General features: G+C 38.6%; 19 protein-coding genes, 1 tRNA gene and 1 pseudogene. 4 read left to right on the forward strand and 17 right to left on the reverse strand.

From position 1 onward, the window contains the following. Nucleotides 1-375 precede the first annotated feature (375 nt). The gene (locus F7731_RS12760) at nucleotides 376-759 is read left to right on the forward strand and encodes a DUF488 domain-containing protein (RefSeq protein WP_343032861.1); all 384 of its coding nucleotides are present in this window, start codon (nucleotides 376-378) and stop codon (nucleotides 757-759) included. A gap of 620 nt (nucleotides 760-1379) precedes the next feature. Here F7731_RS12760 and F7731_RS12765 read toward each other — a convergent pair. Together F7731_RS12765 and F7731_RS12770 are read right to left on the reverse strand one after the other, a co-directional pair. Further along, entirely contained in the window at nucleotides 1380-1928 is a 549-nt protein-coding gene (locus F7731_RS12765; protein ID WP_151535183.1) for a GNAT family N-acetyltransferase, read from the reverse strand. Between the two features lie 30 nt (nucleotides 1929-1958). Continuing rightward, nucleotides 1959-2885, reverse strand: a complete 927-nt coding sequence (locus tag F7731_RS12770) for a DMT family transporter (protein WP_151535184.1) — start codon at nucleotides 2883-2885, stop codon at nucleotides 1959-1961. 236 nt (nucleotides 2886-3121) lie between these two features. Between F7731_RS12770 and F7731_RS12775 the strand changes: the two genes are divergently transcribed. From F7731_RS12775 to F7731_RS26865, 3 genes and pseudogenes are all read left to right on the forward strand, one after another. Next, the gene (locus F7731_RS12775) at nucleotides 3122-3811 is read left to right on the forward strand and encodes an MgtC/SapB family protein (RefSeq protein WP_151535185.1); all 690 of its coding nucleotides are present in this window, start codon (nucleotides 3122-3124) and stop codon (nucleotides 3809-3811) included. 83 nt (nucleotides 3812-3894) lie between these two features. Continuing rightward, nucleotides 3895-3967: transfer RNA gene (locus tag F7731_RS12780), tRNA-Ala, on the forward strand. A gap of 80 nt (nucleotides 3968-4047) precedes the next feature. Then, nucleotides 4048-4206: pseudogene (locus tag F7731_RS26865) on the forward strand (transposase); the annotation flags it as partial. A gap of 225 nt (nucleotides 4207-4431) precedes the next feature. Here F7731_RS26865 and F7731_RS12790 read toward each other — a convergent pair. The 15 genes from F7731_RS12790 to opp3b all read right to left on the reverse strand — a co-directional run bounded on the left by F7731_RS12790 (nucleotide 4432) and on the right by opp3b (nucleotide 21520). After that, nucleotides 4432-5700, reverse strand: coding sequence for a RidA family protein (locus F7731_RS12790; RefSeq protein WP_151535186.1), 1269 nt, complete (start codon nucleotides 5698-5700; stop codon nucleotides 4432-4434). 467 nt (nucleotides 5701-6167) lie between these two features. After that, nucleotides 6168-6314: a hypothetical protein gene (locus F7731_RS26490; protein WP_170289706.1), complete on the reverse strand. Its 147-nt coding sequence runs from the start codon at nucleotides 6312-6314 to the stop codon at nucleotides 6168-6170. Between the two features lie 339 nt (nucleotides 6315-6653). Next, nucleotides 6654-7553 carry a nickel transporter permease gene (gene nikC / locus F7731_RS12800; protein ID WP_151535188.1) on the reverse strand — a complete coding sequence of 300 codons (900 nt, stop codon included), beginning with the start codon at nucleotides 7551-7553 and terminating at the stop codon, nucleotides 6654-6656. A gap of 21 nt (nucleotides 7554-7574) precedes the next feature. Continuing rightward, nucleotides 7575-8582: an ABC transporter permease gene (locus F7731_RS12805; protein ID WP_151535189.1), complete on the reverse strand. Its 1008-nt coding sequence runs from the start codon at nucleotides 8580-8582 to the stop codon at nucleotides 7575-7577. Nucleotides 8583-8789: 207 nt separating this feature from the next. Further along, nucleotides 8790-10421 (reverse strand): ABC transporter substrate-binding protein, encoded by a 1632-nt coding sequence (locus tag F7731_RS12810; protein WP_151535190.1) that lies wholly within the window; start codon nucleotides 10419-10421, stop codon nucleotides 8790-8792. A 46-nt stretch (nucleotides 10422-10467) separates the two neighbouring features. After that, nucleotides 10468-11439 carry an ABC transporter ATP-binding protein gene (locus F7731_RS12815; protein WP_151535191.1) on the reverse strand — a complete coding sequence of 324 codons (972 nt, stop codon included), beginning with the start codon at nucleotides 11437-11439 and terminating at the stop codon, nucleotides 10468-10470. Further along, entirely contained in the window at nucleotides 11420-12433 is a 1014-nt protein-coding gene (locus F7731_RS12820) for an ABC transporter ATP-binding protein (RefSeq protein WP_151535192.1), read from the reverse strand. Before F7731_RS12820 ends, F7731_RS12815 begins: the two co-directional genes overlap by 20 nt. A gap of 346 nt (nucleotides 12434-12779) precedes the next feature. Beyond that, the gene (locus tag F7731_RS12825; RefSeq protein WP_151535193.1) at nucleotides 12780-13094 is read right to left on the reverse strand and encodes a thioredoxin family protein; all 315 of its coding nucleotides are present in this window, start codon (nucleotides 13092-13094) and stop codon (nucleotides 12780-12782) included. A 123-nt stretch (nucleotides 13095-13217) separates the two neighbouring features. Beyond that, nucleotides 13218-14222 carry a proline racemase family protein gene (locus F7731_RS12830; RefSeq protein WP_151535194.1) on the reverse strand — a complete coding sequence of 335 codons (1005 nt, stop codon included), beginning with the start codon at nucleotides 14220-14222 and terminating at the stop codon, nucleotides 13218-13220. Between the two features lie 133 nt (nucleotides 14223-14355). Continuing rightward, nucleotides 14356-16038 carry a peptide ABC transporter substrate-binding protein gene (locus F7731_RS12835; protein WP_151535195.1) on the reverse strand — a complete coding sequence of 561 codons (1683 nt, stop codon included), beginning with the start codon at nucleotides 16036-16038 and terminating at the stop codon, nucleotides 14356-14358. Between the two features lie 50 nt (nucleotides 16039-16088). Then, complete coding sequence (locus tag F7731_RS12840; protein WP_151535196.1) at nucleotides 16089-17156, reverse strand: M24 family metallopeptidase; 1068 nt, start codon at nucleotides 17154-17156, stop codon at nucleotides 16089-16091. 24 nt (nucleotides 17157-17180) lie between these two features. Beyond that, nucleotides 17181-17534: a DUF3899 domain-containing protein gene (locus tag F7731_RS12845; protein ID WP_151535197.1), complete on the reverse strand. Its 354-nt coding sequence runs from the start codon at nucleotides 17532-17534 to the stop codon at nucleotides 17181-17183. Between the two features lie 30 nt (nucleotides 17535-17564). Further along, a complete protein-coding gene (locus F7731_RS27080; RefSeq protein ID WP_151535198.1) occupies nucleotides 17565-19565 on the reverse strand; it encodes an ABC transporter ATP-binding protein in 2001 nt (666 codons plus the stop codon). Between the two features lie 12 nt (nucleotides 19566-19577). Continuing rightward, on the reverse strand, nucleotides 19578-20594 hold the full coding sequence (gene opp3C / locus F7731_RS12855) for an oligopeptide ABC transporter permease (RefSeq protein WP_151535199.1): 1017 nt from the start codon (nucleotides 20592-20594) through the stop codon (nucleotides 19578-19580). Beyond that, a complete protein-coding gene (opp3b, locus tag F7731_RS12860; protein ID WP_151535200.1) occupies nucleotides 20594-21520 on the reverse strand; it encodes an oligopeptide ABC transporter permease in 927 nt (308 codons plus the stop codon). The genes opp3C and opp3b overlap by 1 nt, the downstream gene beginning before the upstream one ends. Between the last annotated feature and the right edge of the window lie 568 nt (nucleotides 21521-22088).

The raw sequence follows: 22088 nt of genomic DNA on the forward strand, positions 1-22088 counted from the left end.
AAACTCTCCAATAAATTGTGAGTTGATTAGCTCATAATGTCTTTTTGATAAAAAGACTAAAACGTTGACGTTTTGTTCGTTCAGTTTTCAAAGAACTATCTTGTCGCTCAGAAGCGACTTTATTAATTTAACACATTTCCTCGTTCTTAGTCAACAACTTTTTTTAAAAGAATTTTTTCTTTGTTTTCAGCTATTTCGTAAGGACGAATATTAATATATCATGTCTATTAAATGTTTGCAATATAATTTTAATGTTTTTTTTACAAAAATTTAATAGGATCGATTCTAATTACTCTAGTTCTTATATTAGCAATCCAAATTTTCTTCCTATACAATTTATTATAAATGTAATTATTAATTTAGAAAAGAATCGAGGTGAACATCTTGGCTAACATTTCAATTAAAAGAATTTATGATCCTTACGAAGAAAGTGACGGCTATCGCATTCTAGTTGATCGCCTTTGGCCACGGGGGGTTTCAAAAGAGAAAGCGAATCTATATTGCTGGGCAAAGGATTTAGCGCCAAGCCATGAATTACGAAAAGAGTTTCATCATAATATAGAACTTTTTGATGAATTCCGAAAGAGGTATAAAGCAGAGCTCCGATCCAATGAATCAATAAAAAGCGAATTTAAACGGCTTAGTGAACTAAGCCTCACGAATAATATTACACTCCTATATGCTGCAAAAGATCCTAACTATAATAATGCGCTTGTATTGAAAGATGAGATTGTCCAATATCTAACTACTAAAAAGTAGAAAGCTTGCTACTTTTGTCTGTTGATAACTTGGAGTTTTCCGTGAGCCCAAGTTTATCCACAGAAACATAATAGAAATATCTAAAAATTCACATTTAATCCACAACTTGTGGATTAAGTATCTAGCTTATACACATTCATTTGGTGAATTTCCACAAGTTCACTTATTCACTTACATATTTATTTAGATTAAAACAATCATTATTTTGGAATTTTTAATAGATATGTAAATATCTTCAGTTTCATTTCACTGCGCTGGTTATTACTTCGTACATCAGGGCTTGTTCAATGAAACCGATGACAAATTATTTTATAAAAAAATCCCCCAGTATGAATTGAGGGATTTTAAGCTATTATTCTTTTATCGCAGATTAACGAGCAGTAAGACTTCCACCTCAAAACTTTAGATGAATAGGAGAAGCCTAGGTGGAAGTTCAACTGCCCCTAAAGGCCCGACGACGGACACGATGTCCTAGTTAGGCGAAAGCCACAGTACAAGGAACACTACGGAAGCTCTACATCGCACGACCAAAAGCAGAGCTTTTGGGAGGACGTGGCACTTTGAGCGTGATAAATTCAACTAACATTCAGTTGGGATAAAGCCCCCCACTTAATGAGGTTTCACTTTATAATTGCAGCAATTGCACCGTCTACAAACTTCCCTTTTATAAAAAACCGCTTCCTCAAAACGCCTTCAAATTCAAAGCCGATCTTTTCTAATACTCTAGCTGAGGCAATATTTCTTGGATCGTAAAATGCTTCAATACGATTTAATTCGAGCTCATTGAAACCATATTGGACGACAGCACTAATCACCTCAGTCATTAATCCTTGTCTCCAATAATCTGGGTGCAGCTCATAGCCAATTTCCGCTTTCCAATGTTCTTCTTCTATCGAGTGATAGCCACATGTGCCAATAAATTGCCCGCTTTCTTTTAAAACAATTGCCCAACGAATTTGCTTTCTCATTTCATACCGGTAAAGGAGACTTTCTATTAAGTCTTCAGCTTCCTTTTCAGTAGTAAAAGTATCAAGGTCATAAAATATAGTCACTTCGTCTTTTGAAAAATAACGAAAGATACTTGGAGCATCATCCATTTGAAGCTTTCGTAATATAACTCTTTTCGTCTCTAATTGTGGGAAAATCTTAAAAGCTCTGTCAAACCCCATTTTAATCTCCCCTAAATTCGCAACTTAACGTTATCGCCTGCTATTCATGATGAGAGGTTGCTTTTTCTTTAATTCTTTCATATTCATTCCGCGTTCATCAAGTAAAAATAACGTGACGCCAATAATAATAACAGCGCCCCCAAGAAGTTGTGTCCAGACTACAGATTCTTGTAGGAGATAATAGGCTAAGATTGCCGCTCCGACTGGTTCAAATAGAATCGCCATCGAAATAGTTGAGGTGCTAAGCCATTTTAACGACCAATTAAATATTGTATGGCCCATTAAAGTTGGGACAAGGGCGAGCAGGATAAAATACACCCAATCACTCGTGCCATACGGAAGTAATGGCTCTTGCTTAATTAAAACGTAGGCAAACAGAGTAATCGTACTGATGCTATATACGACAAATGTGTAGGTTACGAGTGATAATCTTTTTCTAACTGTTTGGCCAAATAATAAATATGTTGTAACTAAAGCACAAGCAATTAAAGCTAACACATCTCCAAATAAAGCGGAGCCGCTTACTTTAAAATCTCCCCAGCTAATGATTACACTGCCAAAAACAGCAATTAAACAGCTGACAATTGCTTTCCAAGAAAACTTTTCCCTAAAGAAAAAATAAGTTCCGATAAAAGCAAACAAAGGCTGTAAAGTAACCAATACTGTAGAGCTTGCCACTGACGTGTAATTTAAAGATTCAAACCAAAGAATAAAATGAAAGGCTAGAAAAACGCCCGCTACAATTGAAAATAACCAATCTCGTCTTGTAATAAGACGAAGCTCCGGAACATACTTTATTAGAAATAAAGGCAACATAAATAAAACCGAAAAGAATAACCGATAAAATGCTATGACGCCTGAAGGTGCGCTTGATACTTTAACAAGAATCGCAGATGTTGAGACTGAAAAAACTCCTATGGCTAGTGCCACATAAGGATTTATTTTTGTGTCTGACATGATGTTTTGTTTCTCCTTTGTTCTGTAATAACGTTTTTTGCCACATACTATATTACATCCTAAGCAATTCTTTCGCCATAATTAAATCTTATTCCATACTAGTAAGATTTAGGATATTGTTAAAAGGGTATCACTTTAATTATCGTAATGATTGTAAGAAATGAGGTTGAAAAAAAGTGGAGCCACATCAGCTCTTCTCCCTTTTCATCACAAATCATATGAGGAGTGGGGATATTATGAGCGACTTAGAGTTAGAGATTTTCATGAAGCTCGGAATATCAGCCGTACTCGGTCTTGTCATCGGAATTGAGCGTGAATTAAAAAGAAAGCCAGTCGGACTAAAAACGAGCCTAGTTATTTCTATTGTTAGCTGCTTGTTAACGATTGTTTCCATTGAATCCGCCTACATCTTCCCGGGAAAAGTTGGCGTAAACATTCAAATGGATCCACTCCGTTTGGCCGCTCAAATCGTTTCTGGAATCGGCTTTTTAGGGGCAGGCGTCATTTTAAGAAGAGGCAATGACAGCATATCAGGCTTAACAACTGCTGCATTAATATGGGGAGCAGCAGGAATTGGAATTGCGGTCGGAGCCGGTTTTTATGTAGAAGCGTTGGCGGGAGTGGCTCTGCTTATTATTAGTGTTGAAGTCATCCCATTTTTTATGGCCCTCCTCGGACCTAGACAATTAAGGGAAAAAGAAATTACCCTCCAGCTTAAAGTGACAGAGAAAGAAAATATTGCTGAAATCTTGTCAGGCATTAAAGATTTAAAATTATCTATCAAGCGTGTGCGTATTAAAGATTTAGAAGAAAGGAAGCACCTCGTTCAGCTCATTGTCACTGTCGATAAAAAGAAGAGTATAACGGATGTTTATTATAGTGTATCCCAATTAAATGGTGTCCGAAGCGTAGAAATAGAAAGTTAACAATAATGAATTCACTTTTTTCAAAAAATACCTCTTGCCAAACCCCCCGATTACATATATAATTTTCTATGTATTCACCTATCGGGGGATTAGCTCAGCTGGGAGAGCGCTACGCTGGCAGCGTAGAGGTCAGGGGTTCGAGCCCCCTATTCTCCATACTTTTAAAAACCTTTGCGTAGCAAGGGTTTTTTCTTTTTTCAGACCCCCTCACTCTCCTCTAAATGGAGCCAGGTTCAATTGTCTTGCGAATGAATCGATCAATCCAAGTGGAAGGTGTATTCGGAGTTTTGAAGGAAGATTACGGATTTCGAAGATTTTTAACATGAGAGAAACAAAGTGTGAAGGTTGAGTTTATGCTTCTATGTTTTGGCTATAAACTGAACAAACTTCACAAAAGTATCCAAACTCAAAGCAAATGCCCGGAAACTAAAAAAAGCATCAAGATTTCAGCCAATCGGCTAAAAACTCGATGCTTTTTCATCTATGCTGTTAAAAAACGGAGGCTGTCCCAATTTTCATTTGAGACAGCCCGTTTTTATGAATAGGATATGCGATTTCGCATTCACCATCGGCATTAACAAGTAACTTTGATAGTTCCTGTATTTACAAACAAATGCCTGTTATGCTTTTCTAGGTGTTCCTTCAGCGTTTGCTACAACTACATCGATTTGGACTAAAGCATCTTTAGGTAAAGCTGATACTCCAACTACTCTTCGTGCAGGAACACCGCCTGGGAAGAATGTTTTGTAAGCTTCGTTTAAAGCATCAATATCTGCAATATTCTTAAGGTAGATATTTACTTTAACTACATCGTCCATAACGTGGTCGATACTTTCTACAATTGCCTTGATATTTGTCAAGCACTGTTCAGCTTGCTCTTTTACACCACCAGCTACCATTTCACCAGTTTTTGGATCCAAAGGCAATTGAGCTGAAAGGTGATTGTAATGAGAGAACGCTACAGTTTGTGTAGATAGGGAACACTTTGGTGCATTGTCAGTATTGTTCGCCCAAATAACGATTCCATGTCTGTCTTCAATAGCTTGTGGAGGTGTACCATCTCCGTGTGACACCACTGCTTCAATTTGTACCAAAGCATCCATAGGTAGAGCTGAAACTTCAACTGTTGTCCGTGCAGGGACATAAGCTACGGCTCTGGCGATAGCCGAGTCTGGGAAGAATGTTTTATAAACTTCATTTACGGCTTCAGTATCCGATAGGTTTTTAAGGAAGATATTAATTTTAACAATATCATCAAAAGGAACGTCGATACTTTCTAAAATTGCCTTGATATTTTTTAAGCACTGTCCAGCCTGCTCTTTTACACCGCCAACTACTAATCGGCCAGTTTTCGGATCGATCGGCAATTGAGCTGAAAGATTATTGTAATGAGAGAAAGACACAGTTTGTGTAGATAGCGGACTTGTTGGTGCATTTGCCGTGTTATTTGTAAGCTTAATGAGGTCGCCTGATTGTGGCGCGTTTGGAATTGTACCTTCACCGTGTGAAACAAGTGCTTCAACTTGCACCATAGCATCCATAGGCAAAGCCGCAACTGCAACTGTTGTCCGTGAAGGAACATATGTTGGGAAGAACGTTTTAAAAACTTCGTCTACAGCGTCAACATCTTTGATATTCTTAACGAATACAGTGATTCTAACGACATCGCTCATAACATGATCAATGCTTTCAACAATTGCTTTGATATTTTTAAAGCATTGTTCAGCCTGCTCTTTAATACCACCAGCTACCAATTTACCAGTTGTAGGTTCGATAGGTAATTGAGCTGAAAGATTATTGTAATGAGAGAAAGCTACAGTTTGTGAAGATAGAGGACATGTTGGTGCATTTTCCGTATTTCTTGCTGCTACTGCGTTATAACCGCTCATGATAGTATTCCCCTTTTAGGTAAATTTTTTAATAGATATATTTATTCACTCATGTTTCGCACCGAAAAAGCCGGTCTAAACCATGGTTCCGTGATTGCCAAGACGAAAAACGGATTCGCCGTGAGAATCGTGTTCGTACAAAACTGCAACAAGCGAAGCGAATGGCTGGCTGTGCTCAGTACCGATACAACCCTTTGCGTTGAAGTCAGTGATATGTATTTGAAGACTGCTTTGGCTCAACCGATGGCGTCCTTCACGCAGTTGAAAAAACAATTCTCACTAGACACAGACTTCATTTTTGAGCAAGTGATGTATTGATTTAACTCGCCACCTAGTTATATCAAGACTTTAATGCCTGATTTCTGCTGCGAAACTTGAGTTAGTAACCCTTAGTGGTTACTCCGGTTGCAATTATAGCAGGCTTTCTTCGTTTTGACTACATGTTTCTTGTGAAATGATGAACAAATTCAAATATACAATTTGGGATATTCTTTGTTAGACAGTTCTACAATCCTTTCCTTGACCTCTCTAGTAGTTTCGCCTATCTTTACTACGTTAGTTTTAATACATTGAAGAAAAAAATATACATATCCTTTTCCTTCTTTTTTATTCATTTAGGGTTCCACCTCCTCCTCTTAAAATTACCATTTTATAATACTTTATTCATTCTCTACAAAAATGCTGTAATACTTTCTAATTATTGGTTAGTTAATACTTATAACCTAACAAAAAAACTCAATCCCCTTTAAAAAGGAATTGAGTTTTTTCAATGTTATTATGGAGAATAGGCGGCTCGAACCCCTGACCTCTACGCTGCCATGAAGGCAATTAAAAATCACCCTATTTTAGCTTTCAAACACTTGGTCAAACTACAGCTCTATCAGAACGGAAAGAGACAGCACATCCCGAAAGGCTGTCTCTTTCTATTCTTGTTTTCTTTTTTCACATAATTCCTACTGCTTCATCTTCGGATCCAGCACATCCCTTAGCCCATCCCCCATTAAGTTAAATCCGAGTACCGTTAACATGATGGCAAGTCCCGGAAAGAATAAGGTCCATGGGGCTTGTACGAGATATTGCCTGCTGTCTGCGAGCATTTTTCCCCATTCGGGTGTGGGCGCCTGGGCTCCGAGGCCGAGAAAGCCAAGCGCAGCTGCTTCGATGATTGCCGTTGCAATGGCAAGTGTTGCCTGTACAATAATTGGCGTCATGCTGTTTGGCAAGATGTGGCGGAGTAAGATTCTTGCATCTTTCATCCCTACTGCCTTTGCTGCCATAATATATTCTTCCTGCTTTACACTCAATACCTTTGATCGAACGAGCCGGCCAAAGTTAGGAATATTAATAACTGCAATGGCAATCAGTGCGTTTTGCACGGATGGGCCAAGAATAGCAACAACTGCTATGGCTAGCAAAATACTTGGGAATGCTAGCATAATATCAAATATTCTCGAGATGATCGTATCTACCCAGCGTCCATAATAGCCAGCGATGATTCCTAACATGGTCCCGATTATCGAAGAACCTAAGACAGCAAAGAATCCAACCGTTAATGAAATTCGGGCACCATAAACGATACGTGAGAAAATGTCACGGCCAAAGTCATCAGTACCGAACCAATTTTCACTGGAAGGTGCTAATAGCCTTTTGGACAATTCTTGATCTTTAAAACTATATGGCGCAATGACAGGGGCTAAGATGGCCACTATGATAAAAAAGATAACGATTCCTAAACCGACGACCGCCAGCTTGTTTCTACAAAACGAACGCCACGCTTCTTTCCAGGCAGGTGTCTGTTCTGCTTCAGAGTTGACCTTTACTATGTCTGATGTGTTCTTCGCAAGTTCAGCCACTTTCGAATCCTCCCTTTTTCATTAATTCGTGTACTTAATTCTTGGGTCAATAAAGGCATATAAAAGGTCAACAATCAAGTTAATGAATACAAAGATAGCTGCAATAATTAAAATGCCTGACTGAATAACCGGATAATCGCGATACCCGATTGCTTCATATAAGTAGCGTCCAATTCCCGGCCAGCCGAAAATCGTTTCGGTTAAAATAGCTCCTCCTAGTAATAGACCTGTTTGCAAGCCAATTACTGTTAGCACTGGAATAACTGCATTTTTTAAAGAATGCTTGTACACAACCAAAAACATTCTTACGCCTTTTGCACGTGCTGTACGGATATAGTCGGATTTCATCACTTCTAGCATCGTTGATCTTGTCATCCGAGCAATGATGGCCATCGGGATTGTGGCTAATGCAAAGCTTGGCAATATTAAATGCTTGAGGACTTCAATAAATTGGCCAGTGTTCCCCTTGATCAACGTATCAATTAAGTAAAGGTTTGTAATGGCTGTAACAGGATCTCTAACATTTTCCCGTCCTGTTGTTGGCAGCCAGCCTAGCTGGATAGAAAATGCCCATTGCTCCATTAAACCAAGCCAGAAGATTGGCATGGAAACTCCGATAAGCGCAAGGATCATCGCTGTATAATCGAACCATGAGTTTGAAAACCACGCACTAATAATACCGGCATTTACACCGATGAAAACAGCAATTATCATTGCGAAGATCGTTAACTCCAGAGTTGCAGCAAGATATGGCCAGATTTCTTCGTTAATTGGCCCTCTTGTCCGCAATGAGTTTCCTAGATCTCCTGAAAATAAAGATTTAATATAATCGAAGTATTGTATGTATAATGGCCGATCCAAACCAAGCTCCCTTGTTAAAGTGGCAATCGCTTCTTTTGTAGCCTTTTGGCCAAGAATGACTTGAGCAGGATCACCAGGAATCGCATGAATGATGGCAAATACAACAAGAGTCATGCCAAACAGAACAGGTATTAAAGAAAGAATGCGGCGGACAGTATAATTAAACAAGCTTCTCACCTCTTTGTTGAAAATGATCTTGAAACAGGAGTAATGAACGACCTCTCCTTAAATTCTAAGTGCCAATTCATTCAACTTCCCTATTAGCTAAATAAATCGGCTCATTCGCCGATTTATCTCAATCCGACTTCATTTCTTTTACTTACCATGTGTTTCATAGCTAACAAAAGGGAGACAGAGCCTCCCTTTTGGCAATGCTTATTTAAATTCTACTTTTGTTAGTGTTTCAGAGTTTGTTGGGTGTGGCTTGTAGTTTTGTAAATCTTTTACCGCTGCTAATAATGGTGTTGAGTGAACAAGCGGTACCCACGGTGCGTCTTCCTTAATAAGTTCTTGAGCTTTTTTGTAAAGATCGTTTCGCTTATCTTGATCAGTTTCAGTTTGCGCTTCAATTAAAATGTCATGTAGTTCTTCATTGATGTAATGAGAGTTGTTGTTACTTCCAATACTATCTTTGTCAAGCAATGTGTAAATAAAGTTATCGGGGTCTCCGTTATCTCCAGTCCAGCCAAGCATATAGGCATCAAACTCACCTTTTTTCGCTTTATCTAAATAAGTAGCCCAGTCAACTGTCTGGATATTCGCTGTCACACCGATTTTGCTGAAGTTATCTTGAATGACTTCTGCAACCTTCATCGCTTCAGGCATGTATGGACGTGCAACAGGCATAGCCCATAAATCCATTTCAAATCCATCTGCAAAGCCAGCCTCTGCTAGTAATTCTTTCGCTTTATCTAAGTCAAAAGGATAGTCTTGAATAGCGTTATTATAGCCTTCAATGGATGGCGGCATTGGGTTTTTCGCAGGCTCTGCCTTACCTCCATAGAATGAATCAATGATTGATTGCTTATCTATTGCATGACTTAATGCTTGTCGAACAAGCTTATTATCAAATGGCGGGCGATTAACAGTAAAGCCAATATAACCAACGTTCATAGATGGACGCTCAATAATTTGTAAATCAGGATTGCTTAATACACTTGCTTCATCTGAATTGTTTAAGCCGTCCATAATATCGATTTCGCCATTAGCAAGCGCGTTCAAACGAGCTGTGTTTTCAGGAATGACACGATAAATTACTTTGCTTAGCTTTGGATAGCCTTCCATCCAATAATCTGTATTTTTTTCAAGCACAATTCGGTCATTTTGCTTCCATTCTACAAATTTAAATGGTCCAGTTCCAACTGGATTTTGTCTGAATTTGTCCCCGTATTTTTCAATAGCTGCCGGGCTTGCAATCCCGAAAGGAGACATAGCGATATTCTTTAAGAACGGAGCCTGTGGTCTATTTAAGATAAATTGTACAGTGTGTTCATCTAAAGCTTTAACTTCCTTAATGACATGACCTTCGTCACCCTTAAACCCGCCAAACATTGTATAGTACGGGAATTTTTCTTCATTTCCATTCATCCAACGCTCAAAGTTAAACACGACTGCATCCGCATTAAAGTCTGTGCCATCATGGAATTTAACACCTTGGCGCAATTTAAATGTGTATGTCAAATTATCATCAGATACCTCCCACTCCTCAGCTAGAGCTGGCTGGACAGATGTATCACTCTCTCCATACACAAGTAATTTTTCAAAAATATTTTCTGTAACTTTAAAGGTTTCCCCTTCTGTTGTTGTGATTGGATCAAGAGATACGGAATCACCGCCGCGACCAAAAACAAGTGTATCTTGTTTCTTTTCATCGCCACCGCTAGGTGATGATGGGCTAGTAGAAGAACCATTATCCCCGGATGTCTGGTTAGATTTGCCACTACATCCGACAAGGAACATGCTTACTGCCAACAATGAAACGAATAATAATTTCAGCGTTTTGTTCATGTGAATTGTTTCCCCCTATTTTTCATTTTTTTATCATAAATGCAGCTTATTCCTTGTTGTACAAGTGGCAAGCTACAAAATGACCATTCTCGCCTTGGCCAACTGGCCTAGTCGTTTTACAAATATCCATGCACTCTGAGCAACGCGTATGAAATGCACATCCTAATGGCGGGTTTGCCGGACTTGGCAGCTCTCCTTTGATTAAGATGGTTTCACGCTTTATATCTGGATCAGGAGTTGGAACAGCTGAAAGCAGTACCTTTGTATATGGATGCTTTGGATTTTCATACAGCTCTTCACTGTCAGCTAATTCAATTAATCTACCTAAATACATGACACCTACACGATCACTAATATGGCGAACAACACCTAAATCATGGGAGATAAATATATATGTAAGTCCAAATTCCTTTTGAATATCCTTCATTAAGTTTAAAACTTGCGCCTGAATGGATACATCAAGTGCTGAAACGGGCTCATCGGCAATGATCAGCTTCGGCTTCGTCATCAAGGCCTTCGCAATCCCAATCCGCTGGCGCTGTCCACCACTGAATTGATGCGGATATCTTCGTGCATGATAGCTGCTTAATCCAACGACCTCAAGCATTTCATGTACACGCCTTTTTCTTTCCTCTTTTGTACCAATCCCATGGACAATCAGTGGTTCTTCAAGAATTTTTTCTACTGTATGCCGCGGATTTAAAGAGGCATATGGATCTTGAAATACCATTTGTATATCCCGACGGATTTTTCTTAATTCGCTCATTGACATACTAGTAATCTCTTTATCTTCAAAAACAATTTTTCCGTCACTCGCTTCAATGAGGCGCATTAATAGACGACCAGTCGTTGATTTCCCGCAACCGCTTTCACCAACAATCCCTAGAGTTTCTCCCTTTCTTACATGGAAAGAGACGTCATCTACTGCTTTCACCTCTCCTTTCACACCGCCAAGCAAACCGCCTGTAATCGGAAAGTATTTTTTCAAGCCGGAAACTTCAAGAAGTAACTCTGACATGTTCGTCACTCCTTTCTTTTTCTGAATACAGGAAGCAACGAACTTGATTGTCTTCCTTTTCTAATTGAACTAATTCAGGTTCCGCCTCTAAGCATTTTCCGAAAACTTCTGAACATCTTGCGGCAAATCGGCAGCCTTGAATCACACTCCCAGGAACCGGAACATTACCGGGTATGCTGTAAAGCCTATCCTTCTTCGTTCTTAAATCAGGCACTGACTTAAGAAGTCCTTTTGTATATGGGTGCTGGGGATTTTTTAAGATGGTATGCACATCTCCCTGTTCGACGATCTGCCCCGAATACATGACGATGACTCTTTCGCAAATTTCCGCAACAACTCCTAAATCATGGGTAATTAAAATAATGGATGTATTCGTTTTTTCATTTAAATCCTTCATTAAAGCAAGGATTTGTGCCTGGATTGTTACATCTAATGCTGTTGTAGGCTCATCTGCAATGAGAACCTTTGGATTGCACACCATCGCCATGGCAATCATAACCCTCTGCCTCATGCCACCAGAAAGCTGGTGCGGGTATTCTTTAAGAATCCCTTCCGCCCTTGGAATCCCAACAAGACGAAGTAATTCGATACAGCGCATTTTTGCCTCTGCTTTTGAAAGGCTTGTATGCAGCTTGATTCCCTCCATTAATTGGTTCCCAATTGTAAAGAGAGGATTTAAGGATGTCATTGGCTCTTGAAAAATCATCGAAATCTTATTTCCGCGGATTTTTCTCCATTCTTTTTCTGATATTCCGGTTAAGTCCCTTCCTTCAAAAAGAATTTCACCGTTCTCTATTTTTCCTGGTGGACAAGGGATTAATCCCATCGTTGCTAGGGAGGTTACACTCTTTCCACTTCCTGACTCACCAACAATGCCAAGAATCTCTCCTTCTTTTAAAGAAAAGCTAATTCCATTTATAGCTGGAACGAATTTTGTCCCACTGAAAAAGGAAACTTTTAAATCATTTATTTCAAGAATTGGTAGTTTATTCACATTGTCACCTGCCTGCACCCTTTTTGCTGAAAATAAATTCATCTTATAATTTTCTTAAAATAGTGAATTCAGACATAATTATGACATATAAACGCGATTTATGCTATTAAAATTTGCCAAAGTTACTAATTTTTTTACTATGTTTTTTATATTTTTACGAAGAAAGAGAGCGCTTACATCATTAGCGAATAAAGGGGGCACGTTTAAAAGGCTTTACTATTAAAATAGAACTTATTCGTTTCTATTCATAAAACACAAGGCAAAAACATCAGTTATTATTAAAAAGTTTTATTTCATAACAATTTTAAAAAGCTAACCGAAACAAAGTCCGATTAGCCTTTTATCCTTATAGATTATTTAAGAATTCTTTCACTTGCTCTGGTGTTTTTGCATTGGCACTATGTAGATGAGCGAGTTTTTCTCCATTTTTGAAAACCAATAATGATGGAATTCCCATAACACTTTGTTCCTCAGAAATTTCCGGAAAATCATCACGATCAATCGTAAACCATTGCTTATCTTGATTCGCTGTAATGATTTCATCGATAAACATATCTAATCGTTTGCAATCAGGACACCAAGTTGTTGTAAACACACCAACAGATAGTTCATCCTTGCTAATTTGCTCACGATATTCTTGCTCTGATATTATTTGTTTCATTCTTTTTCACTCCTAAACTTTTTTATACTACATGAACTAGTATGCCTTATTTGAAAAATACTTCATAGTGAAACGCAAAAAACCCGGCAATCGAAATAAGATTCAATTGACGGGTTTTTATTACTAGGCCAATAAAAATCCTTGCTTCAACGGATCTCGTGGATCTACGACAAATTGGTGGAATCCAGTAATGTATGCCTGCCCTGATACTTTAGGAACAACAGCATCATAGTCTGCTACTTTAGTCAGTGATAAGATTTCGCCAATAAATTGCTCATCCGTAATACATTCATGGACAAAGCTTTCTCCCTCTTTTAAGCGGCCCTGCTCAACGAGTGTGGCAGCTCTTGCTGAAGTACCTGTTCCACAAGGGGAGCGATCCACCTGCTCATCTGCAAAAATCGTCACATTGCGAAGATCTGCTCCTTCTTTATTTGGCTCGTCTGAAAAGATCACACCGTAGATCCCATGTAATCCTTCCTCTAGCGGATGCTTGACTTCCATTTGACTTTCAATATAATGCTTGATTTTGCCACCCCATGTTTGAATTGCAGCTAAATCTTTATAATTAACTTTTACATTCATTTCTTTACTATCAACAACAGCGTAAAAAGCGCCTCCAAATGCAATGTCCACAGTAAACTTATACCCATCAATCTTTACAGGAACATCCTTTTTATAAACAAATGAAGGAACATTTTCAAAAGAAACAGATTCTACTTGATTGCCATTATATTTAGCATAGGCAATCACTTCACCCGCTGGGCTATCAATAATAAACTTTTCTTTTCCGCCTGATAAATCAAACATGCCTGTTTCGATTCCAACAGTCATTACAGCTATAATCCCATGCCCACACATCGTACTCCATCCTTCATTATGCATAAATAGTACCCCAAAATCAGCATGCGGACTGGCTGGAGGGGTGATAATGCAACCGTACATTCCATGGTGCCCTCGCGGTTCATACATTAAAGTTTCCCGCAGATGGTCTAAATGCTCCATACAATAAGCCCGTCTTTCTAGTTGTGTACTTCCTTTAATTTCTGGAAATCCACCAGTTATGACGCGTAATGGCTCTCCGGCAACATGCAAATCGACTGTTGTAAACATTTTGCTAAAGTTCATAGTATTCCCTCCTAATTAATTAAATTCTATTTCATTCATTAACTATTAAAATTCATAACCAATTGGCTTTAACCATTCTTTGAAACTCTTTTCTGCTTCTTTAGAAAATGACACATATTAAGAGTGATATTTTCTATTCCCCTTCAATATAAGTCCACTTATAAGAAGCAAACACCCCAAATGGATGCGCCACATATCCTTTTACATATGGCTTCTTCAGCTGAGCGAGACCGGATTGGTACATTGGAGAAATAGCTGCGTCCTCTTCGATGAGGATTTTTTCTGCTTCCAACATACTTTCCCATCTCTTATTTATATCTGTAGGATTTGTTTTAGCTTCTGTTATGAGACTATCGAATTTCTCATTAGCATAGCTTGACCAGTTGTATGGACCTTCTGATAGATAAAGATCCATAAAAGTAATTGGGTCTTGGAAGTCAGGTCCCCACCCAGAATATGTCAGGTCATATTGCTGGCTAGATTCTAAAGCAAGCTTTTGCTTATTAGGCTGCTGATTGATTTTTATCGTTAAACCAGGCAAATTGGTTTCTAGCTGATTTTTAAAGTATTCACTAACTCTTTTTCTTTCTTCGCTATCATAGCTTAAAAATTCTAATTCAATGCTATCAACACCAAGCTCTTCTAACCCTTTCTCCCAATACTCCTTTGCCTTCTCAATCCCTTCCTCATTAAAACCAGCGTATTTTGTACGGAAGTCTTTTCCGCTCCCATCAAAGGCAAATTCTTTAGGAACTAAATAATAGGCCGGAACGGAACCGTTATTTAATAGACTTTCCGTAGCAGCTTTTTTATCCCAGCCCATATCAATAGCCTTACGAATATTAACATTTGCCAAGTATTTATTCTGTTGATTCATCCGAATAAAGAACACTTCCGGCTTAAGCAAAGTATTGTAATCTGGTGTACTTGCATACTGATCAATAAATTCAGAAGTAATTTCTGTTAAGTCGATTTTCCCGGTATCATAGAGGTTCACCCTTGTTGCTGCCTCTTTTACAACCTTTACATTTATCGTTTCAAGCTTAACTGCGCCAGCATCCCAATAGGTTGGATTTTTCTTATATACCCAGCCAACCTCATGCTCCCATGAATCTAGCACGAATGGTCCGTTATATAGAAGATTTTCAACTTCTAGCGCATATTGATCTCCTTGGGATTCAACAAATTCTTTATTTTGCGGAAAAAATACTGGATACGTGATAAGGCTTAAAAAGTAAGGGACCGGATGATCTAATTCAACCTGTAAAGTGTTGTCATCCACGACCTTAACTCCTAATTCATCAACCTTTCCAAACAATTCACTTTCAGAATCCTGAATAGCTGCAGCATTTTTTATATCATTGAATAGATAAGAATAGGTTGATAGAGTTTCAGGGTTGATTGCCTTTTTCCAAGCAAATTCAAAATCCTTAGCGGTTACAGGTGTTCCATTACTCCACTTTGCATCTGAACGAATATGGAATGTATATACCTTCCCATCCTCACTAACTTCATGATTTTCAGCCATTCCTTCAATAGGTGCATGTGATTCATCTAATCTATAAAGCCCTTCAAAAATATTATTCATTGTTCGACTTGAAAGCGCGTCAAATAATCCAAGTGTATCGAGCGTCGGAACTTCCCCGCCTTCCACTAGATTTAAAACTTGCTCACTTGCCGTTTCAACTGCTCCTCCTTCAGACTGATTCGGAGTACCTTCTGTAGCTGTTTTCTTATTTTCTCCACCATAGCAGCCTGTTAAAAATGAACTTAATAAAAGCATAAGGACAAGCATTAACGTACTCTTTATTTTCATAAAATCTCCCCCTATTTATATTTGAGTCAGGATAAAGGAAAATTATCCTTCTATAGAACAAGCAATTCCTTCGCTGATTTCGTAATGATTTCAATCCCGTCTGCGGTTAATAAAATATCATCCTCAATTCGCACCCCGCCAAGATTCGGTATGTATATTCCTGGTTCAACAGTCAGCACCATGCCTTGTTCTAAAACTATTTCACAATTGACATTCTTAAATGGCTCCTCATGGATATCCAATCCGATTCCATGGCCTGAACCATGGCCGTATTGCTTTCCATAGCCTTTTTCGGTTATATAATCCCTTGAGAAAGCGTCTGCTGTTTTTCCTGTCATCCCTGGTTTAATTCCATCGAGAGCTTTTGACAGTGCCTCAAGTACAATGTAATAGATTCCTTTTAAGTCTTCATTTGGTTCACCAACAGCTATCGTTCTCGTAATATCTGAACGATATCCTTTATAGTTGGCGCCGAAGTCAAGGGTCACCATATCACCTTTCTCAATCACCTTTATGCTTGCCACACCATGAGGAAAAGCACCGCGGTGGCCCGACGCAACGATCGTATCAAATGCAGAGGAAGTAGCCCCTTGCTTTCTCATATATGACTCTAATTCATTTGAAACTTCGATTTCCTTTATTCCTGGTTTGATAAACTCAAGAATATGTGTGAATGCAGCATCCGCTATTTCTGCCGCTTCTCTTATAATGCTTATCTCTTCTTTATCCTTAATCATCCGAAGCTTTTCAATTGTTCCAGTAAGAGGAACCATTTCTGCTTTTAATTGGGCTTGATATTCGGAATAAGAATAAAAACTCATGTGAGTTTGCTCGAAGCCAAGCTTGGAAATTTTTAGTCGCTCTGTTTGTCGAACAACTTCAGCTAGCAATTCCGCTTTTGCGCTTACTTGAACAACGGAAAAATCTTTTGCCTGCTCGTTTGCTTGTTCAACATAGCGAAAATCTACTACTAATATAGCCTCTTCCTTCGTAATTAATACTAAACCGGCTGTTCCAGTAAACCCTGTCATATATCTACGGTTTTGATCATTCGTAATGAGTATCCCATTAATTCCCAATCCATCAAACATTTCTCTTAACTTTTCTAATCTTTTCATTTGAATTTCCTCCCATTTAATTGTTTACATATAAGCCGCAATGAATGAAATAAAAAATAAGGCAACACCAGATATAATGATTGGGTGAATCGAAAGCCCGCTCAAACTAATTTTGGGTGTATTTTGTAATTCACCTGTTTGTTCAGACACATAGTTCTCAATCTTAGAAGTACGACTGTAAATTCGTCGGAAACTATAAAAAATCCCATCAAACATACCGCCTTTAAGGACAAATAATGTTCCACCAAGCATGAGCAGCAGAATTGAGATGAAAAATAGAAAATTGACAAAGCCAACCCATTGTCCACCTTCGGAAAAAAAGGAGCCAACAAATGAAATAATAAACGCAATAAGAATTAATTTAATCGATCTTTTCATTGTTTTTCCTCCACAGCTTCCTCATTTCTCCTAAATAACATCTATGATTTGATTCTTGTATTCCTCATATTCCTGTTTTGTACATGCCACCCAATGCCCTGGCTTTACTTCTCTAAAAATAGGTTCCTCGCCCTTACCATCCCAAACGAAACTCTGATCAAATTTAATTCTTGTCCTAGTTTTCTCCGTTTCGGGATTAGGAAGCGGGATAGCTGATAACAGTGATTTTGTATATGGGTGCATCGGATTTTCATATAGCTCATCACTTTCAGCTAATTCTACTAGTCTTCCTTTATACATAACGCCAATTCTGTCGCTAATATACTTCACCATGGATAGATCATGGGCAATAAAAAGATAAGTCAGCCCTTTTTCTTTTTGTAGCTTTTTCATTAAATTAACGACTTGTGCTTGGATTGAAACATCAAGTGCAGAGATCGGCTCATCGGCAATAATAAATTCTGGGTCAACCGCTAATGCCCTGGCAATTCCAATTCTCTGGCGCTGTCCGCCACTGAATTCATGCGGATATCGGTTGGCATGTTCGCGATTTAATCCTACTGTCTCTAATAATTCGTATACCTTTTCCATTCTTTCCTTCTTGCTGGAGGCGAGCCCGTGAATATCCATGCCTTCAGCGATAATGTCAGCAACTGTCTGTCTTGGGTTTAATGAAGAATATGGATCTTGAAAAATCATTTGAATTTCTCGATTTAATTTTTGTGCATCACTAAACGATCTCTTCTTACAAATATTTTCATTGTTATATAGAATTTCTCCATCTGTTGCACCATACAGTCCGATAATCGTTCGTCCGGTTGTTGATTTTCCACATCCAGATTCTCCTACGAGGCCGAATGTTTCTCCTTTATAAATATCAAAGTTAATTCCGTCTACTGCCTTTACAATATTTGATCCTGATGAAAAATACTGCTTCAAATTATTAATTTCCAAAAGCTTTTGTCTTTTCTCTTTCTTTTTCGCAAAACGTTCTTTTTGTATTTCTTTCGAACTTGTTTGTCTATGTTTTTTCAGGATCTCGGGCGACACTGTCTTTGGCGCCTTTTCATGAAGGAGCCATGTTGCTGCATAATGTGTATCAGATACTTTAAACATAGGTGGTTCTATTTGAAAATCAATATTCATTGCATATTTATTCCTGCTGGCAAATGCATCGCCAATTGGCGGTTTTAAAAGATCCGGAGGGGAACCTGGAATAGTAATGAGTTCCTCTGCTTTTTCATTAAGATTTGGCATTGCCCCTAAAAGACCCCAAGTATAAGGATGCTGGGGGTTATAAAAAATTTCATCCACTGTGCCAATCTCAATAATTTTTCCGGCATACATAACAGCTACCCTGTCCGCAATATTGGCCACGACTCCTAAATCATGAGTTATAAAAATGATGGAGGTATCTAATTTTTTCTGCAAATCCTTCAAAAGCTCAAGAATCTGCGCCTGAATCGTTACATCAAGGGCAGTTGTTGGCTCATCAGCGATTAATATTTTTGGGTTACATGAAATGGCCATCGCAATGACAACCCTTTGTCTCATACCGCCGGAAAATTGATGTGGATATGAGGCTAACCTATTTTCCGGATTTGGAATTCCTACCATATCCAGCAGCTCAATTGCCTTTTCTTTAGCCTGCTGCTTTGGAAGCTTTTGGTGTTTCATAATACTTTCCATAATTTGTTTTCCAACTGTCATGGTCGGGTTAAGGGAAGTCATCGGATCTTGAAAAATCATGGCGATATCTGACCCACGAATTTTCTGCATTTGCTTTTCGGAAAACTCAACTAAATTCTTGCCTTCAAAGAGGATCTCCCCCCCTGTAATTCTTCCTGGAGGGTTGGGGATTAATTTCATTAAGCTTTTGGAAGTAACTGATTTCCCTGATCCTGATTCACCAACGATGGCAAGTGTTTCACCCTTATTAAGATGGAAAGAAACTCCTCGAACTGCCTTTACTTCCCCCGCATACGTATCAAAGGATACTTGCAAATTTTTGACATCTAGTATTTTTCCCACGTTTCCATCCTCCTATTTGCGCATTTTAGGGTCTAAGGCATCTCGAAGGCCATCTCCGATTAAATTAAAGCTAATCATAATTAAGCTAATAATAATGGAAGAGAAGGCAAGCATATGCGGATAGATTCGCAATAATTTGTATCCATCATTGATTAGTGTTCCTAACGAAGCGATTGGAGGCTGAAGCCCTAAACCGATAAAGCTTAAAAAAGCCTCGGTAAAAATCGCAGTTGGGATTGTGAACATCGTCGTAATAATAATTGGACCCATTGAATTTGGGATTAAGTGCTTCCAAATTAAGCGTCTATCCTTTGCCCCAAGCGTCTTTGAAGCTAATACATATTCTTGTTCCTTAAGCTTAAGAATTTGTCCGCGAACAATCCTTGCCATTCCCACCCATCCCGTAATAACCATTGCTAGAGTGATAGAAACAATTCCCGGCTGCAAGACGAGAATTAATAAAATAACGACGATTAAACTCGGAATACCTACTAAAACTTCCACAATTCTTTGCATAATATTATCTATGCGACCGCCATAATAAGCGGAAATTCCACCATAAGCAACGCCAATAATTAAATCAATGGTTGCTGCTAAAAAGGCAATGTATAAGGAAATCCGCGTTCCTTCCCATACCCTTGTCCATAAATCCCGGCCTAAATTATCTGTCCCAAACCAGAAGTATTCTTTGATATCGCTAGCTTCATAACGATCCACCCCTTTAATATCCTTCCCAGTAAAACCGAGCCATGGAATTTGTTCTAAAACAGGAACTTTTGGTGGCAAATTTGCTCTCGTTAAATTTTGTTCATCATAGCCATGCTCGTTTGCAAAGGGACCAAATATGGCCAATACGAGAATAATAGAAATTAAGATAAACCCTGTAAATGCGGCTTTATTTTTTCGAAAGCGCCTCCAAACTTCTTGCCAATATGTGATGTTGGGGCGAGAAATTTTCTCTGGATTTTTTTCTAATGCGGCTGGCTGGAACATATCATCTGTGAATATAATTTCTTTTTTGTCCAACATTATTTTGTCCCCCCAGATAAGCGGATTCTCGGATCAATCACTCCGTATAAAATATCCACTAATAACACAACACCAATAAATAAAATGCTGTAGAACAGCGTTACGCCCATAATGACAGGAAAATCATTTGTCATAATGGATTTTACAAACTGTTCCCCAAGGCCAGGAACGCTAAATATCTTTTCGATCACCAGTGTGCCTGTCATTAGGGAAACGGTCATTGGACCTAATATCGTTATGATTGGAATAGCAGCATTTCTAAGCCCGTGCTTCAATACGATGGCAAACTGATTTAACCCCTTAGCTTTTGCCGTAATAATATAGTCCTGTCCGAGTACTTCAAGCATTTCCGTTCTCATAAACCTAGCAATTGTTGCAATGACAAAAACGGATAGGGCAATGGTTGGCAGAATGGAATACTCGAAGCCTTCCCAGAATGCCACTGGCAGCCATTGCAATCGAACGCCAACCCAGTATTGCAAAAGACCAGCAAACACAAAATTGGGAACCGACAATCCAATGACAGCAATGACCATCGCCATATAGTCAATAGCTGTATTATGTTTTATGGCAGCAATAATTCCGAGTATCAGCCCTATGAAACAGCCAACGAGCAGAGACTGCGCCCCTAAAACGGCAGAGGCTCCAATCCTTTCGCCAATAATATCTGTAACAGCCCGGCCATCATATTGAAAGGAAACTCCAAAATCTCCTTTGAAAATATTAGTCATGTACTTTACATATTGAATAGGAACGGGCTCATCCAAGCCATATCTTTCATATAATCTTTCCTTTTGTGACTCAGATAATCTCTCATCATTAAATGGAGAGCCAGGTAAGGTTTGCATGAGGAAAAAAGTAAAGGTTGAAATAACAAAAAATGTAATGATCATATAACCTATTCTGCTAAATATGTACTTCCCCATATTTATACACCTCCATTTATGTAAAATAGCCTTTAAAATGATTTACTAATAGTTATGCAACTTTCATACCAATTCCGATAATTTTCACTAAATTTCTAAATACAATAGCCCTTATATAGTTTGAATTTAACTCTACTATGTTACGTCAAATTATTTTTACATGCTCTGTATAAAATTTTTAAATCATGTAAATTAAATTTGAATATAGTTTTAATGATTCAAAAAAAAGCCTGAAAGCTTCCTTGTTAATAGCTGTCAGGCTGTCATCTTAATCAAAGGCTCTTTTCGCATATATTGTTGTTTTAAGCCTTCAAAGTTTGCCCGTTGATTTCCACTGCGGGCACTTGCTTTCCGCGGGGAGGGACGGGAGCCTCCGGGGTCTCCCGCTTCCCTCTATTTCCCGCAGGACATTGAATTAACATCCTTGAAGGGGCACCGCACGACAAAATGCGTACGCATTTTGGAGGAGTCAAGTGCCCTCCGCTCCAATCAACTCAGATTGTTAAACTAAAATCCCACTTATAAAGCAACAAACTTTACGAAAACAGCCTAATCAAATTTTCATTTG

This window comes from Cytobacillus depressus, from assembly GCF_008923245.1.
Taxonomy (GTDB): domain Bacteria; phylum Bacillota; class Bacilli; order Bacillales; family Cytobacillaceae; genus Cytobacillus; species Cytobacillus depressus.

Bases quoted from the DNA above. Each gene is read 5' to 3' on its own strand.
- F7731_RS12790 (WP_151535186.1), bottom strand. From the start codon at position 5,700: ATGAGCGGTTATAACGCAGTAGCAGCAAGAAATACGGAAAATGCACCA.
- F7731_RS26490 (WP_170289706.1), bottom strand. From the start codon at position 6,314: ATGAATAAAAAAGAAGGAAAAGGATATGTATATTTTTTTCTTCAATGT.
- opp3b (WP_151535200.1), bottom strand. From the start codon at position 21,520: ATGGGGAAGTACATATTTAGCAGAATAGGTTATATGATCATTACATTT.
- F7731_RS12840 (WP_151535196.1), bottom strand. From the start codon at position 17,156: ATGAAAAGATTAGAAAAGTTAAGAGAAATGTTTGATGGATTGGGAATT.
- F7731_RS12830 (WP_151535194.1), bottom strand. From the start codon at position 14,222: ATGAACTTTAGCAAAATGTTTACAACAGTCGATTTGCATGTTGCCGGA.
- F7731_RS12770 (WP_151535184.1), bottom strand. From the start codon at position 2,885: ATGTCAGACACAAAAATAAATCCTTATGTGGCACTAGCCATAGGAGTT.
- F7731_RS12825 (WP_151535193.1), bottom strand. From the start codon at position 13,094: ATGAAACAAATAATATCAGAGCAAGAATATCGTGAGCAAATTAGCAAG.
- F7731_RS12835 (WP_151535195.1), bottom strand. From the start codon at position 16,038: ATGAAAATAAAGAGTACGTTAATGCTTGTCCTTATGCTTTTATTAAGT.
- F7731_RS12810 (WP_151535190.1), bottom strand. From the start codon at position 10,421: ATGAACAAAACGCTGAAATTATTATTCGTTTCATTGTTGGCAGTAAGC.
- F7731_RS12775 (WP_151535185.1), top strand. From the start codon at position 3,122: ATGAGCGACTTAGAGTTAGAGATTTTCATGAAGCTCGGAATATCAGCC.
- opp3C (WP_151535199.1), bottom strand. From the start codon at position 20,594: ATGTTGGACAAAAAAGAAATTATATTCACAGATGATATGTTCCAGCCA.
- F7731_RS12815 (WP_151535191.1), bottom strand. From the start codon at position 11,439: ATGTCAGAGTTACTTCTTGAAGTTTCCGGCTTGAAAAAATACTTTCCG.
- F7731_RS12845 (WP_151535197.1), bottom strand. From the start codon at position 17,534: ATGAAAAGATCGATTAAATTAATTCTTATTGCGTTTATTATTTCATTT.
- F7731_RS12765 (WP_151535183.1), bottom strand. From the start codon at position 1,928: ATGGGGTTTGACAGAGCTTTTAAGATTTTCCCACAATTAGAGACGAAA.